This window comes from Chitinimonas sp. BJB300 (assembly GCF_002735695.1).
Taxonomy (GTDB): Bacteria; Pseudomonadota; Gammaproteobacteria; order Burkholderiales; family Chitinimonadaceae; genus Chitinimonas.
This window is the reverse complement of the sequence record NZ_PDZH01000014.1, coordinates 20934-36667: the sequence shown is the minus strand read 5'-3', so window position 1 is coordinate 36667 and position 15734 is coordinate 20934. Positions and strand designations below refer to the sequence as shown.

At 59.0% G+C, this 15734-nt stretch carries 7 protein-coding genes; 3 read left to right on the top strand and 4 right to left on the bottom strand.

Annotated elements, in window-relative coordinates; genetic code table 11:
• Positions 1-39: 39 nt before the first annotated feature.
• From glyS to glyQ, 3 genes are all read right to left on the bottom strand, one after another.
• Positions 40-2124, bottom strand: coding sequence for a glycine--tRNA ligase subunit beta (gene glyS / locus CSQ89_RS03960; RefSeq protein WP_099404890.1), 2085 nt, complete (start codon positions 2122-2124; stop codon positions 40-42).
• A gap of 98 nt (positions 2125-2222) precedes the next feature.
• Positions 2223-2723: a hypothetical protein gene (locus CSQ89_RS03955; RefSeq protein ID WP_099404889.1), complete on the bottom strand. Its 501-nt coding sequence runs from the start codon at positions 2721-2723 to the stop codon at positions 2223-2225.
• Between the two features lie 6 nt (positions 2724-2729).
• Positions 2730-3620: a glycine--tRNA ligase subunit alpha gene (gene glyQ / locus CSQ89_RS03950; RefSeq protein WP_099404888.1), complete on the bottom strand. Its 891-nt coding sequence runs from the start codon at positions 3618-3620 to the stop codon at positions 2730-2732.
• A gap of 377 nt (positions 3621-3997) precedes the next feature.
• Here glyQ and recC point away from each other — a divergent pair, with 377 nt between their 5' ends.
• The 3 genes from recC to recD are packed head-to-tail and all read left to right on the top strand — an operon-like array spanning position 3998 to position 12425.
• A complete protein-coding gene (gene recC, locus CSQ89_RS03945; RefSeq protein WP_099404887.1) occupies positions 3998-7171 on the top strand; it encodes an exodeoxyribonuclease V subunit gamma in 3174 nt (1057 codons plus the stop codon).
• Positions 7168-10689 (top strand): exodeoxyribonuclease V subunit beta, encoded by a 3522-nt coding sequence (gene recB, locus CSQ89_RS03940; protein WP_099404886.1) that lies wholly within the window; start codon positions 7168-7170, stop codon positions 10687-10689. Before recC ends, recB begins: the two co-directional genes overlap by 4 nt.
• Complete coding sequence (recD, locus tag CSQ89_RS03935) at positions 10671-12425, top strand: exodeoxyribonuclease V subunit alpha (RefSeq protein WP_099404885.1); 1755 nt, start codon at positions 10671-10673, stop codon at positions 12423-12425. The genes recB and recD overlap by 19 nt, the downstream gene beginning before the upstream one ends.
• A 144-nt stretch (positions 12426-12569) precedes the next feature.
• Here the strand turns inward: recD and CSQ89_RS03930 are convergent, their stop codons facing one another.
• Complete coding sequence (locus CSQ89_RS03930; protein WP_099404884.1) at positions 12570-15482, bottom strand: sensor domain-containing protein; 2913 nt, start codon at positions 15480-15482, stop codon at positions 12570-12572.
• Positions 15483-15734: the final 252 nt, after the last annotated feature.

Below are 15734 nucleotides of genomic sequence, written 5' to 3'. Positions count from 1 at the left end.
GTTGGGCGGAATGCCCTAGCCCGCATGCTGCACCGGGGGTCAGTCGGCTAGCAGCGAAATGTCCGCCACTTGGTTCATCAACTCACTCAGTGTTGCCAGCAAGGCCAAGCGGTTGCCACGTACGGCAGCATCTTCGGCCATCACCATTACGCTGTCGAAGAAAGCATCTACCGGGGCGCGCAAGCCTGCCAGCTGCTTGAGGGCACTGGTGTAGTCATGCGCGGCCAGCGCAGCCTTTACCGGCGCTTGCAGCGTGGTAAGCGCACCATTCAAATCACGTTCGGCAGCTTCCACCAGCAGCGTAACGCTGATAGCAGGTAGCGGTGTACCTTCGACGACGTTCTTCTTCAGGATGTTGCGAATGCGCTTATTGGCAGCGGCTAATGCTGCGGCTTCCGGCAGTGCCTTGAACTCGGCGACGGCCGACAAGCGAAGGTTCAGTTCATCAAAGCGGCTGGGGGTATCAAACAATACGGCTTCAATATCTGCGGCTGGAAAGTCAGCCGCCAGCAGGTGCTTCAAGCGTTCGAGCATGAAGCCGAACACGCCATCCACCGTATTTGCCGCCACAACGCCTGCCGGGAATGTCGCTGCCGTTTTTGCCAGCAGGTCCTTTAAATCCAGCGGCAGGCGGGCTTCCACCAACATTCGCAATACACCGAGGGCAGCACGGCGCAGGGCAAACGGGTCTTTGTCGCCGGTCGGGATAAGGCCAATGCCCCAGATGCCTACTAGTGTTTCCAGCTTGTCGGCCAGGGAAACGGCTTGAGCTATGGCGCTTTCCGGCAGGGTGTCGCCGGCGAATCGGGGGTGGTAATGGCCTTCGATGGCAGCGGCAACGGCCGCATCTTCGTCATCCAACCGGGCGTAGTAAGTACCCATGATGCCCTGTAATTCAGGGAACTCGCCGACCATATCGGTTAATAGATCGGCTTTGGCCAGGTGGGCGGCGCGTTTGGCTAGTTCAGTATCGGCGCCCAGCAAGCCTGCGATGGTGGCAGCAATGGTTTCCAGACGTTGTACGCGCTCGAGCTGGCTGCCGATCTTGTTGTGATAGACAACATTGGCAAGGCGGGTGACACGGCTGTACAGGCGGTGCTTCTGGTCTTGCTCGTAGAAGAACTTGGCGTCCGAAAGTCGTGCACGCAGCACGCGGCCATTGCCGTTGATGATGTGGCTGGGGTCGGCGGTTTCGAGGTTCGAAACAATCAGGTAGTGATGGGTCAGCTTGCCTTGCGCATCCAGCAGCGGAAAGTACTTCTGGTTTTGCTGCATGGTCAGGATCAAGCATTCCTGCGGTATCTTGAGGAAGGCTTCATCGAAGCTGCCTTCCAAGGCGATAGGCCATTCGACCAATGCCGTCACTTCGTCGATCAGCGCGTCGCCACCGGCATAGCTGCAAGCGCGCTTCGCCGCCATTTCATCGAGCTTTTGCTTGATGGTGGCGCGGCGCACATCAAAGCTCGCCATTACCTTGCCTTTGTCGCGCAGGGTGTCGGCGTAGGCATCGGCGTTGGCGATTTCGACTGGGCCTTGCGACAGGAAGCGATGCCCACCAGTGACTCGACCGGATTGGAACCCCAACACTTCGCCGGCGACCACATCGCTGCCGTGCAGCATCACCAAGCCGTGCACTGGGCGGATGAATTGGCTATCGCGGTTGCTCCAGCGCATCAGCTTGGGAGCAGGCAGTTTCTTCAGTGCTTCGGTGACGATGCCAGCCAGGTGCGCCGCCAGTGGCTCGCCTTTCTTTTCGGCGCGATAGATGAAGACATCCTGCTTGCCGTCGCTGGCTTTTTCCAGTTTATTGAGCTGATCGGCGCCCAGGCCAACCGAGCGGGCAAAGCCCAGCAATGCGGGGCTGGGATGGCCTTCCTTGTAACCCGCAGCGACAGTGGGGCCTTTCTTTTCCACCAGGCGGTCGGGCTGTATGGCGGTGACATTGGCCACGGTGACGGCCAGCCGGCGGGGGCTGGCGTAGTTGACCACGGCAGCATCGGCTGCGGCGAAACCCAGTTTCTTCAATTCGCTGCTGATGGTTTCGGCAAATGAGGCTGCCAAGCGTGGCAAGGCCTTGGGTGGCAGTTCTTCGGTGAACAGTTCAATCAATAACGTTTGGCTCATAAAACTTCTTTTTTCACTGCAAGGCTGCCGGCGGGCGCCTTATTGGGTTGATCTAGATTCGGGCTGAGCCGTTATACGTTGCGTGGCTTGGGCTGCGCTTATCCCTTGGAATCAGCAGCGTCCTTCTGTTTGGCGAGCCCGCAGACCTGGCGCAGGAAATCAGCCTTGTAGTTGTCGGTACCGGTTGGTTCGAATACCCACTGAAACCCCGGTACGTCGCGACGACTGGTTTCGTAATCTTCCTTGTCACGCCGTTCAACAGCGATGCCTGCCATTTCGCCCTTGGCGCACTGGATTGCAAAGCGGTCGTATTCCTTGCGGTAGTCGTCCTCGTCTTTGAAATCAGATTGCTGGTCTTCCTTGAAAGTACGCAACACCCACACATATACCAGCGGTTCGTTGTAGCCATCGGCATCGTCGGTTTCGATACTGTTGAAATCGACCTTGGTTTCAACGTCAGGTAGCTGGCCATACAAGCGCCAGTCGGCTTCTTTGTCTTCGGGTGCTGGTGTCGGCGGTTCAGCGTTTTTGGTATTCATGTAACTGCCGCCACATGCGGCAAGACCGAGGGTCAGGAGCAGTGCAGCGGCAGTTTTCATGGCAACCTAGTCCTTCTTCAACATGGGGAAACCCAGTGCGGCACGGGCATCGTAATAAGCCTGAGCCACGCCGCGCGACAGGGTACGGATACGGCCAATATAGGCTGCCCGCTCGGTTACCGAGATGGCGCCGCGTGCATCGAGCAGATTGAAGGTATGGCTGGCCTTCATAATCATTTCATAGCCTGCCAGCGGCACTTGTGCTGCCAGAAGACGCATGGCTTCGCTTTCATAGTCGTTGAATTGCTTGAACAGCAACTCGACATTCGAGTGTTCGAAAGCATACTTCGATTGTTCGACCTCGTTCTGGTAGAACACATTGCCATAAGTGACAGGCGTGTCGTCGGGCAAATGCGTCCAGATCAGGTCGTAGACGTTCTCTGTATTCTGCAGGTACATCGCCAGCCGTTCCAACCCGTAGGTGATCTCACCGAGCACAGGCTTGCAGTCCAACCCGCCTACCTGCTGGAAGTAGGTGAACTGGGTGACTTCCATGCCATTGAGCCAGACTTCCCAGCCCAGGCCCCACGCGCCTAATGTTGGGCTTTCCCAGTCGTCTTCCACAAAGCGGATGTCGTGTAAGGTGGGGTCCAGCCCCAGTGCTTTCAGCGAACCGAGGTAAAGATCCTGGATATTGTCTGGGCTGGGTTTGAGCGCCACCTGAAACTGGTGGTGCTGGAACAAGCGGTTGGGGTTCTCGCCATAACGGCCATCCTTGGGGCGGCGCGAAGGCTGCACATAGGCGGCGTTCCAGGGTTCGGGCCCCAGGGCACGCAGGAAGGTGGCGGTATGGAAGGTACCCGCACCGACTTCGCAGTCGTAAGGTTGCAAGAGCACGCAACCGTAGTCGCCCCAGTATTTCTGCAGAGTAAGAATGATTTGCTGGAAGGTCAGCATCGTGACAAGCGCTCGCTAAGTAGTCGCCGATCCGGCAAGCAGATTCGCTCAGCAGGAGACGGTGACGGGACGATGTAAAACGTCGATTCTACTTGAACTTATCACTAGGTTTGCACTGCTGCTGCCCGCGAGGGTAATCGGGTAGTTTGGATCGGGGCATCTGCGCTAGCCGATGATCTGTACAAGCCAACGTGGCGGGGCAGATGTGTTGCTTTAAATCCTCATGTATTGCAATGCTTACTGGGTTTGTTGAGCAGGCTATCGCCCCGCAAGTTCTGTGTATGTGGCTTGTTACCGTGGGCATTATCACAAAACTTATCTAGGCCCACCTTGGCGGCAGGTATCATCGCCGGCATTCTTCCAAGCCTGCCCGAGCCGTGCTGCACCTCTATCAATCCAATCGCCTAGACACCTTGGCCAGCCTGTTGCAAGGCGTGTTGTCGGTGCCTCCTGCCAATGTCTATGCGCGCGAGACGATTATCGTCCAGGCCCGTGGCATGGGGCGTTGGCTGAGTTTGAAGATTGCCGAGCAGTTTGGTGTCTGCGCCAATGTGGACTTTCCATTGCCGGCCGGGTTTTTGTGGCAGTTGATTGAAACCGTTCTTGGTCCGCAACCGCGCAGCGGCCCGTTTGGCAGCGACGCGCTTTCTTGGCGTTTGCACGTGATGCTGGCTGAGCCCCCCACTGGGCTGGCGGGCTATCTGTCGGTGCATAGTCCCAAATCTTTAGTGGGTGGGGGCGCTGAAGGTCCGCAGCACGAATACCTTTCCGAGCGGCGGCGTTGGCGGTTGGCTACCCGTATTGCCGATGTATTCGACCAATATCTGGTTTATCGCCCCGATTGGCTGCAAAGCTGGGAGGCCGGCCATGCTCTGGGCCTGGGGCAGGACGAAGCATGGCAGATGGCACTTTGGCGTAAGCTGGCGCTCGACCGGAGCAGCGCCCACCGTGCTGATTTGATGCAATCGTTGATCGACCGCTTGCACGACCCAGCCCCCTTGGATTTGCCCGAGCGAATTGTGTTGTTTGGCAGCAGCAGCCTGCCGCCATTGTTGCTACAGATCTTGCAGGCACTAGCCGAACGCATTGATGTAGCCTTGTTTGCCCTCAACCCCAGCAATGCGCCTTGGGGCGATATCACCAGTCGTGCCGATGCCCAAGGTGTGGGCGAACGGTTGCTGGCCGCTTGGGGTGCACAGGGGCGGGTGTTTTTCGACGAACTCGCGGCGGTTGATGCACTGACCAACCTGTTTGACGAGACGCCACCCCCCGCCAGCCTGCTAAAACAGTTGCAATACGATGTACTTACCCTGCAGGCACGTCCCGCGTTGCTGTTGGGCAGCGACGATCAGAGCCTTGCTGTCCACGCCTGCCACAGCCCGCTGCGCCAGGTCGAGACACTCAAGGATGCGCTGTTGGCGCGCTTGCAGGCTGACCACAGCTTGCAGCCGGCCGATATTGTGGTGCTGTGTCCCGATATCGACAGCTATTCGCCTTACATCGACGCAGTATTTGGCCAGGGCGAGCCATCACTACCCTATGCGGTAGCCGATAAAGGTGGCTTGGCTGCCTCACCCTTGCTGGAAGGCTGGCTGGAGCTATTGCGCCTGCCCGATACCGATTGGGAGGCCGACCGATTGGCTGCCTTGTTGGAAATGCCGGCGTTGGCGGCCAGTTTTGGCCTGGAGGCAGAAGATTTACCGCTGTTGCACGACTGGATAGCCGCAGCAGGCATTCGGCGTGGCCGCCAGGGTGATGCCTTTAGCTGGCAGGCGGGTATTGGCCGACTGCTGCTGGGGGTGGCCATGCCTAGCGATGTGGCACCTGATGGTGCTGTACCGCAGTTACCCCTGTTTGCCGGTTTGGTGCCGGTGGCGGACCTGGATTTGCGGTTTGCAACCCAGGTGGCGGGGCTGAGTCGCTTTGTTCGCACCCTGTCGCGCTGGCAAGATGCTTTGAGCCGGCCACGCTCCTTGGTGGAATGGTCGCAATTACTAGCTGGTTGGCTCGGGCGTTGGTTTGTGGAAAGCGAAGCGGACCTGCCTGCGCTCGATACGCTGCGTGCCGCCTTGGTGGAATTGGGCGAGTTGGCTCAGCGTAGCGGGGTAGATGTCCCGGTCGGTAGGGTTGCGGTACTTGAATGGTTGAATACTGCGCTGCAAGCGGGTTCCAGCGCAGGTGGCTTCCTGACTGGTGGGGTGACTTTTGCCCAGCTGATGCCGATGCGCAATCTACCTTTCCGCGTCGTGGCCGTGCTGGGGCTGGATGATGGCCGCTTCCCGCGCGACAGCCAGCCCGATGGTTTCGACCTGATTGCCCGACACCCACGCCGGGGAGACCGGGCCCGTGCGCTGGATGAACGCTGGCTGTTTCTGGAGACCGTGCTGGCCGCCGGCGAGAGTCTGTTGCTGTTCTATACCGGCCGTGATGTACGTAGTGATGTCGCCCTGCCGCCTTCTACGGTGATTGCAGACTTGCTCGATGCGATTGATAGCGGTTGGTGTGACGCTACAGGCCAGCCTGCGGCGCGGCGGGTTGTCTATACCCATACCCTGCAACCTTTTTCCCCCCAGCAGTTTGCGGTGGATGCCGTACTGCCGGCGTTTGACCCACGTTGGGCTAGTGTCGCGCGCTTGGCTGGGCAGGGTAGTGGCCAGCCACCCAACTTGGCGAGCGCCAGTTTGCCCGCCGAGCGAATTGAAGATGTCGCCTTGGCCGATTTGCTGGCCTTTGCCTGTGATGCCAGTGGCTGGTTCCTGCGCCGGATTGGGGTGCGCTTTGCGCGGGGCGAGGCCGCGTTGGCAAGCCGAGAACCATTTGCGTTGGATGGCCCAGCCCAGCGCGCCCTGTTGCAGCTGGCGGGCGATGACGCCGATGTGGTTGTGAACCTCGCTTTGCTCGGCCATGGTGCAGCGCTGCTGCCTGAAGGACTGGCTGGCGAGATCTGGGCTGAGCGTGCTGCCCAGCAGTTTGGCCCGGCGTTGGCGTTATGGCGGCAGTTTGGCGAGCAGGAATACCCGGTCGAGCTAAAGATTGAGGGCCTGCGCTTGCATGGGCTCTTGCGTGGCCTAGACAGCACCGGCCTTGGTCTGCGCCACGCCGGCAAATTGCGCGAAGCCGACCGGATTGGCGCATGGTTGCAGCATCTTGTTTTGTGCATTTGCCAGCCTGCCGGCATCGCGCTGCAGAGCCGGCTGATTGGTCTTGTTGAACGTGCTGATTACGCCACGCCTATTGATGCACAGGGCTTGCTGGCCGACTGGTTGGCAGCTTATCGCATGACGTACCAACGCCCCTTGCCGCTATTGCCTCGCAGTGGTTTTGCCTATGCCGAGGGTTTGAATGCAAAGCGTGATGGTGGCCCAGAGCGTGCCATGAGTAATGCACGTAAGGCTTGGGAGGGTTCACCTCAGCAAACCGGCGAAGGCGACTTCGACAGTGTGCGGGCGCTATGGCGCGGGCAAGCCCCGTTTGATGACGATTTTGCCGCCATCGCCGAGCAATTGTTATCACCGTTATTGGCACACGAAACCCGGGGGAAGCTGGCATGAGCGCGGTTTTCCATGCCCTGAGCGCGCCGCTGGATGGTCTCAACCTCATCGAGGCCAGCGCCGGTACGGGCAAGACGTGGACGATAGCCGCGTTGTATGCACGGCTGGTGCTGGAGCAATCGCTTAGCCCAGAGCAGATTCTGGTGGTGACCTACACCAAAGCCGCCACGGCCGAGCTGCGGGGCCGGATTCGCGCCCGTTTGGCTCAGTTGGCCGATAGTTTCGAGCGTAACCAGCCGGTCGATGACTTTTGCGCGGCGCTGCTTGCCGCGACTGACGAGGCGGGTCGCCTTGAAGCGTCGCGTCGCCTACGTGCCGCGGTGTCGGGGTTTGATACTGCCGCAGTGTTCACCATCCACAGTTTTTGCCAACGTGCGTTGGGTGAACATGCACTGTTGGCGGGCTTGGAGCTGGAGCGTGAATTCCTGGCGGACGAAGCCGAGTTGCTACAGGCAGCCGCCGATGCCGCCTGGAAAGCGGAAATCGCCACCGCCAGCCCGGCATGGCTGAGCTGGTTGATTGCCAACAAACAGTCGCCGGAAGGTTGGTTGAAGCTATTGCGTGGCTATCTAAGCCACAGCGACCTGCGTATTGCCCTGCCAGTGGGTGTTGATGTCGATGCAAGCGAAGTACGGTTTCAACAAGCCGCCACCGCATTGCATACCACCTGGGCCAGGGATGGCGAGGCCGCCTTGCAATGGTTGGCTGCACGTTCGGAAGCGGGACAATTCAAAGGGTCGCATCGCAAGGACTGGCTTGCGGGCTCGATTGCCTTGTGGCGTCAGTGGCTGTCGGGCAATGGTTTGCCCGATGTGGTTGAAGACGAGAAATCACCGGGGCAGGCCGAGAGCAAAGTCCGCCGCCTTTATTTTCGTGAGCTCACCGAGGCGTTGAAGGTACCCGCCGAGGTTCCGGCCGTATTTCGTTTGTTCGAACCCTATATCGAGGCGGCGCTACCGTTGCAGCAAGCGTACGTCGCACGGCTGGCGGCCACCCATGCCCGGTTGATCGGCGAGCTTGCCGAGCGTTTAGCCGAGCGCAAGCTGGCGCTGGGGGTGATGAGCTTTCACGACCTGCTGGTGGAATTGGAACAGGCACTGGCTGGCCCAAACAGCGCCCAACTGACGATAGCGCTGCAAGACCGTTACCGCGCCGCGTTGATCGATGAATTCCAGGATACCGACCCGCTGCAGTTCCGGATTTTTGATCGCTTGTTCAATTCCGTACCAAGCCCGGCGCAGGCCAGCGTCTTCTTGGTGGGCGACCCCAAGCAGGCCATCTATGCCTTCCGTGGGGCCGAGCTGCATTCCTATCTGGCCGCCCGCGCCAAAGTCAGCCCGAATCGTCGTTATAGCTTGGCGACCAACCGGCGTAGCACACCGGCGTTGGTGGCGGCGGTGGGCAGCTTGTTTGCCCAGTCAGCAACGCCTTTTTTGCTTAAAGATTTGGATTACCCCCCTGTCGCAGCCGAAGACGATAAACCCGTGCTGATGGTGGGCGGCCAAATACAGCCTGCCATGGCGTGGGAATGGTTGGGCGATACAGCGCTGGGCAAGGGTGCGGCGCGCATTCAGGCGGCTGCCAAATGCGCTGACCGTATTGCGGCGTTGCTGGCCCCGGGCGTAGCCAGTTTGGGCGAGCAGCAGTTGAAGGGAGGGGACATTGCCGTATTGGCTGGCGCACACGCTGAATTGGAAGCCATGCAACTAGCCTTGAGCGAGCGTGGCGTGCCCAGTGTGCGCCTCAGCCAGCAGAGCGTTTTCGACACGGATGAAGCGCGGGATTTGCTTCAACTGCTTTCGGCCCTGATTGAGCCTTCCGAGCGTGCTGTACGCGCTGCGATGGCGACAGTCAGCATGGGTCTGGACGCAGCCGACCTGTATGCCCGTCTGCACGATGAAACCGCCTGGGAAGCGACGCTGGCCGAGTTTCGCCGCTGGCAGCAGTTGCTGCATAGCCGTGGTGCGATGGCCGCCCTGAATGCGTGGTTGATTGAAAGCGGCTGTGCCGAACGCATTGCCGCATGGCGTGATGGCGAGCGCCGGTTGACTAACCTGCTGCACCTGTTCGAGCTGATTGAACTGACCCGGCGCGAACGACCGGGCCTTGCGCCGTTGTTGACGTGGTACCGCAACGCATTGGCAGATTCGAGTGGTGAAAACGATGGTCGGTTGATGCGTTTGGAAAGTGACGCCAGCCGGGTAAGGTTGGTGACCATTCACGCATCTAAGGGCCTGGAGTACCCCGTCGTGTTCTGCCCCTTTTTGTGGGAAGGTGCGCTGTTCAAGCAGGGCGAAACTTTGGCGTTGTGCCATGAAGGTGATGGCAATGTGCTCGACTTCGGCTCGAGCCGTTTTGCCGAGCGACGCGCTGCGGCCAGGCAGGAAAAGCTGGCCGAAAAGCTGCGGCTTTTGTATGTGGCGTTAACCCGGCCAAAGAGTGCCTGTTTTATCGCGTGGGGCGAGGTGAGCGATCTATCCAGCTCGGCGCTTGGCTGGTTATTGGCCGGCGGGGTAGAGCGAGACCGCAATGCGGCTGAGTTGCAGGCAGAGGTGGATGCGCTGATTGCGCAGGTCGGAGACACCACGGTGATGGGTTGGACAACTGCGCTGCCTGAGGCCGATGCACTGCCTGTATCGCAAGCGCCGATGCCCATCGACACGCAATTGGCACGGTTGACGCGCCGGTTGAGCTGGCAGTGGCGTATGAGCAGTTTTTCCGCCCTTACCGCTGGTGTGCATGCCGAGCAGCCTGATTACGATGCCCACCCCCGTGAGCCCTGGTTGCTGGACTTGGATCAGGCCGGGCCATTCGATACTTTCCCAGCCGGGCCGCGCGCGGGTATTTGTCTGCATACCTTGTTCGAAACCTGGGATTTTTGCAGCCGCGACCGCAGCAAGCTTGAAGCCCTCGCCCGCAAGCATTTGCTGGCGCATGGTTTTGAAGCGGGTTGGGCGAGCATGGCGGCTGATCTGGTGGAGGCCACCCTGTCTGCGCCGGTGACGGAACAAGGCCGCAGCTTGTTCGGTTTACCACGCCAGCAATGTTTGATCGAACTGGAATTCACCTACCGACTGCAGCCATTTGCCTGGGCTCGACTGGCTGCGATATTGGCCGAGCCGGCGCATGGCATGCCACCCGTATTTGCCCAGGCTGCAGCCAGCCTTAGCGCAGAGGTGGGCGCGGGCTATTTGAAAGGCTTTATCGACCTCGTTTGCGAGTTGGATGGTCGCCATTATGTGCTGGACTGGAAATCGAATCGCCTCGGCGGCTATGGCCCAGCCAAGCTCGAAGCGGCGATGGCCGAGGAGCACTACTATTTGCAGGCGTTGATTTACTGCGTGGCGCTGCACCGTTATTTGCGCTGGCGCAAGCCGGGGTATGACTACGAACGTGACTTTGGTGGCGCGCTCTATTTGTTTCTACGGGGTATGCCGCAGGGGGGCGTGTGGCGTTATCGGCCTACCGTGGCGCTGATCCACGCCTTGGAAACCTTATTATGCGGTACGACGCAATGAATACCGCCACCTTGCCCCCTTTTGCTGCCGAGTTAGTTGCATGGCTGGCCGAGCATTTCCCGATGGCGGGCGAGGCTGCTTTGCTGGGTGCCGGTTTGGTTACCAGTCGCGCTGCTGAGGGCCATGTTTGCGTAGATTTGCAGGCTGAAGCGGGTCGATATTGGAATGGCGAAATATTGCCCGATTGGCCGACGTGGCGTACTGCATTGCAAAGCAGTGGTTTTGTCGCCGGCCCCGGCAGTTTTGCCCCGTTGATACTCGATGGCGGTAAGTTGTATCTGGCGAGGCTGTGGGCCGATGAGCAAGGGTTGGCCGACATGCTGCGCCAGCGTGCCGGCCCGACTGCGTTGAGCCCTGAAGTAATCCGCAAGGTGTTGACGCCTTTATTTGCCGGCGCAACGGCTGATGATGGCCAGCGTTTGGCGGCAGCCACGGCATTGTTGAACCGGATTTCCTTGATTTCAGGTGGCCCTGGCACAGGCAAGACCACCACGGTAGCCAAGGTGCTTGCCGCCTTGGTGCAATTGGAGCCAGATAGCCGCATCGTGCTGGCGGCCCCAACCGGGCGGGCAGCGGCGCGGATGGTTGAAGCGCTGGAAGGCGCGAAGCAGCAACTGGGCCTGGATTTGGTTACCCAGGCAGCGCTGCCAAACCACGCGCAGACTTTGCATCGTCTGCTGGGTTATCGGCCCGATTCGGCTACACCCCGGCATGGGCTGGACAACCCCCTGGCGCTTGATGCCCTGGTGGTGGATGAAGCCTCGATGATCGACTTGGCGCTGTTCCGTCGCTTGCTGCAGGCGCTGCCTGCGCATGCGCGGTTGATCATGCTGGGCGACCGCGACCAGCTGGCATCAGTAGAGGCTGGCAGCGCGTTTGCCGAACTGGTGCGGCTGGCGGGCCATACGCCGGAAGGAGCGGCACGTTTGGCGGCAGCCAGTGGTGCAAAGCGAACGGCGGGCTTGGTATCGACGCCGCTGAGCGATGGCATCGCTTTGCTGACCCATAGCCACCGTTTCGGGGCGGACAGCGGCATTGGCGCGTTGGCGCGCTGCGCCAACGCGGGTGACGTACAAACTGCCTTGGCAGTCCTACGCGCTGGCTATACCGATGTGGCTTGGCAAGCGGGCCGTGTAGCCGAGTGGTTGCCCGTTATGCTGGCCAAGCTGGAACCCAGCCTTGCTGACTACCGCCATGCTGTTGGCGAAGGGGATGTTGGCCGCGCATTTGCTGCATTTAATCGGTTACGGCTGCTGTGCGCCGTACGCGAAGGGCCCGCAGGCGTGGCGGCTGTCAACCGGCTGATTGAAACCCGCTTGCTGCAACAGGATATACGGCGCAAACCGTGGTATGCCGGCCGGCCGGTGATTGTGCGCGCCAACGAAACCACACTGGGTTTGGCCAATGGTGACGTCGGCATCACCCTGGCTGGGCCTGATGGATTACGGGTGGTGTTTCCCAGTGGCGAGGGGTGGCGTGCGTTGGCGCCCGCCCGCTTGCCGGCGCACGACACGGCTTTTGCGTTGACGGTGCATCAATCCCAGGGCTCTGAGTTTGCGCAGGTTTGGTTGCTGCTGCCCGATGAGGAGGCCGCGGTGTTGAATCGCAGCTTGGTCTACACGGCACTGACCCGGGCACGCGGGGCCGTCATGTTATGGGGTTCCGGCACGACGCTGGCGGCCGGGCTGGGGCGGGAAACCAAGCGGGGCAGCGGACTAGCCGAGCGATTGTCGTAAGAACCTGTCTAAAGTCTGTTGCGCGTCGGCAATATGGCATTGAAAACACCCTCGGAATGCTCATTTACCACTCGTAAACTCCACTTCCTCGGCTGTTTTCGCTTTGTCTCGCCCTAGCTCGCGAGTCTTTAGACAGGTTCTAAGCTAGGGCAGCCGTTTTTCCCATTCCTGCACCCAAATCACCAAGGCCGCGGCTGACATGGGTTTGGCGAAGTGGTAACCCTGGGCGATATCGCAGCCTTCGCCTTGCAGGAAGGCCAATTGTTCGGCGGTTTCCACCCCTTCCGCCACGACTTTCAGCCGCAGGCTTTGGCCGATGCGAATCACGGCGCTGGCTAGGGCCCGGTCGTCCTGGTCTTCGCTCAGGTCGCGCACAAAGCTTTGATCGAGTTTCAATTCACTGACGGGGAATCGCTTGAGGTAGCCCAAGCTGGAATAACCGGTGCCAAAGTCATCCACTGCCAGGGTGATGCCCATGCTATCAAGCGCGCGTAACACGTTGAGGGTGTCATCATCGCGCTGCATCATCAGGCTTTCGGTAATTTCCAGGGTCAAATGATTGGGTTTCAGGCTGTGGCGATCCAAGGTTTCGACGACCCGTTGATACACATTGTCATGGCGGAACTGGCGCACCGACAGGTTTACGGCGATGCGTGGTATCGCGATTCCTTGTTTTTGCCATTCAGCCATCTGGTGGCAGGCTTCATCCAGCACCCAGGTGCCGATTTCATCAATCATGCCGCATTCCTCGGCGACTGGAATGAACTCGGCGGGTGACACCATGCCCCATTGCGGGTGATGCCAACGGACTAGCGCTTCCAACCCATGCAGCCGGCCGCCATCGATATAGACTTGCGGTTGGTAGTGAAGCAGGAGTTCATTGCGGGCCAATGCCACGCGTAACCCGGCCTCCATCTTGAGCCGGGCCGATGCGTTCTGATTCATTTCATAGTGATAGAAGCAGTACGCGTTACGGCCGCCTTCCTTGGCCCTGTACATGGCGGTATCGGCATTCTTGAGCAGGGTGTCGTAATCCTCGCCATCGCTGGGGTAAAGGCTGATGCCGATGCTGGCCGATGGATTTAGAACGAAGCCGTCGAATTCCACACGTTCGGCGGCGGAAATAATCAGCTTTTCGGCAATGGTGGCTGCGCCGCTCATATCGCATTCGGGTAGCAACAGTACGAACTCGTCGCCGCCAAGGCGGCAGACCGTATCGGAGTCGCGCACCAGTACTGCCAGGCGTTTGGCAATGGTCCGCAGCAGTCTGTCGCCGATGGCGTGGCCCAGCGAGTCGTTGATGGTCTTAAAGCGGTCCAGATCGATAAACAGCAGCGCCAGTTGGGTAGCGTCACGCTGGGCTCGCGCCAAAGCCAATTCCACCCGGTCGGCAAACAGGGTGCGATTGGGCAGGCCAGTAAGGCTGTCGTAGAAGGCGAGGGTATGTACACGCGCTTCGGCTGCGCGGTGTTCAATTGCAATACCGGCCAGATGAGTACAGGCACTTACTACGCGGCGGTGATAGTCACTGGGACCACGCTTTTCACGAAAATAGAGGGCAAAGGTGCCCAGCACCCGGCCGTCGCTGGCATGTATCGGCGTGGACCAGCAAGCGGCAAGCCCATGCTGTAGAGCCAAGTCTTTGAAATTTTCCCACAGGGGGTCGGTGGCGATATCGCAGACTTCGATGCTGCGGTCAAAATAGGCGGCAGTGCCGCAAGAACCAATCGTTGGGCCGATGCGCAAGCCGTTGATGGCTTGGTTGTAGCTTTCGGGCAGGCTGGGAGCTGCGCCGGTGAATAATTGATCGCCTTCCAGCAGCAAAATCGAGCAGAAGGCGTCCTTGGTCAGTATCTCCATCCTTTGTGCGAGCAATTTGAGCAGATGCGAGATGTTATAACCAGCAGCCACGGCCTCCAATGCATCATGCTGCATGTTGAGCATGCCTTCGGCCTGTACCTGCTCACTGATATCGAGCGTGTAGGACACCATAAACTCTTCGCCTTCAAAGTTCAGGTAAGAGGCGTGTACTTCGATGTCGATCAAGGTGGAAGGGATACGTAGGACTTCGGACCGCTGACGTAGCGCACCGGTGGTCTTGATACTTTCCCACAAATTGGGCCAATTCAATTCGCTGATGCCCAGATTGAAGTGCCAGATCGGTTCGTTGATAAGTTGTGTATGCGGGCAATTGACTAGTTCACACGCATAGCGATTGGCGTAGTTGATTTTCCCCGCGGCATTAATCCATACCACGGCAATGCGTGCCTGCTCCACGCTGTATTGTGTTATCCGCAGCCAGTGCTCGGCAGACTTCTGCGGGGTGATGTCATGCACGATGGAATGCAACAGCGTGCGCCCTGCTTGGTCAATGGCGGAAGACTGAATTTCCACATCGCGTATCTCGCCGCTTTTCAACCGATGGCGAAACTGGAAGTAGAAGGTTTCCTCCTCTGTCGTGCGGGTCAGCTGTGTTTGGATTTCCTCGGGGCTCAGCGTGTTGATCTGGTTGATGTTGAGCTGGCTGAAGGTCTCGGCGTCATACCCGTAAAAGGCGCAGGCTGCTGCATTAGCGGCAACAATTCGGCCATCCTTCGGGTCGATAATCAACTTGATGGTGCCACTATGCTCAAATACAGCTTGGTTGGCTCGCTCACTTTCGGCAAAGCGCTGCTCGGCTTCACGTCGCCAGCTGATGTCTCTGACAAAGGCAATTTCTCCTTCGTAGCTGTCTTCCGCGTCCCAAAGGGGGGCAGTACACATCTGCGTCCATATTTCTTCCCCATCAAGCCGGCGAAAGCGGAGGTCGTAGGTTTCATGCTTGCCTTGGCGGCGGCGCTCAAGATGCCGTTGGACCACGGGGATTTCATCGTCGTAGATGAAGTCCCAGATTGGTCGATTCATGATGTCTTCGGCCTGCCCACCCAAGATTTGCGCCATCCTGGCATTCAGGTAACGGGTATGACTGGTGTTGTCGACCAGCCAAATCCCTTCCTCCGCGTCTTCAACTATACGACGGAATAATTGCTCGTCAGTGTGGTTAAGCAGAGCCGGCATGATTTCCCAGGTGACTCGATGGCGATCAGCATCACACCAATATATATAGGGCTTACACAGGTTCTTTGCAGTCGTAACGGCGAAGTGGTGATCTCTAGGTACCGTTTTGCTATGTGAATGGATGCTTGCGTAGGCTTACCTGAGGGAGTTGTGATGTTTGTCCGGTGCTGGAAAACAAACAGCGCCTGTGATCACAGGCGCTGAAAGGTTAAATAAAGAGGTGTCTTGGAATGGCGTGCCAGCGTTAGAAAG

What these genes read in the sequence shown, in the direction of transcription:
- glyQ (WP_099404888.1), bottom strand. Translation starts at nt 3,620, where the DNA reads ATGCTGACCTTCCAGCAAATCATTCTTACTCTGCAGAAATACTGGGGC.
- recD (WP_099404885.1), top strand. Translation starts at nt 10,671, where the DNA reads ATGCGGTACGACGCAATGAATACCGCCACCTTGCCCCCTTTTGCTGCC.
- CSQ89_RS03930 (WP_099404884.1), bottom strand. Translation starts at nt 15,482, where the DNA reads ATGCCGGCTCTGCTTAACCACACTGACGAGCAATTATTCCGTCGTATA.
- CSQ89_RS03955 (WP_099404889.1), bottom strand. Translation starts at nt 2,723, where the DNA reads ATGAAAACTGCCGCTGCACTGCTCCTGACCCTCGGTCTTGCCGCATGT.
- recB (WP_099404886.1), top strand. Translation starts at nt 7,168, where the DNA reads ATGAGCGCGGTTTTCCATGCCCTGAGCGCGCCGCTGGATGGTCTCAAC.
- glyS (WP_099404890.1), bottom strand. Translation starts at nt 2,124, where the DNA reads ATGAGCCAAACGTTATTGATTGAACTGTTCACCGAAGAACTGCCACCC.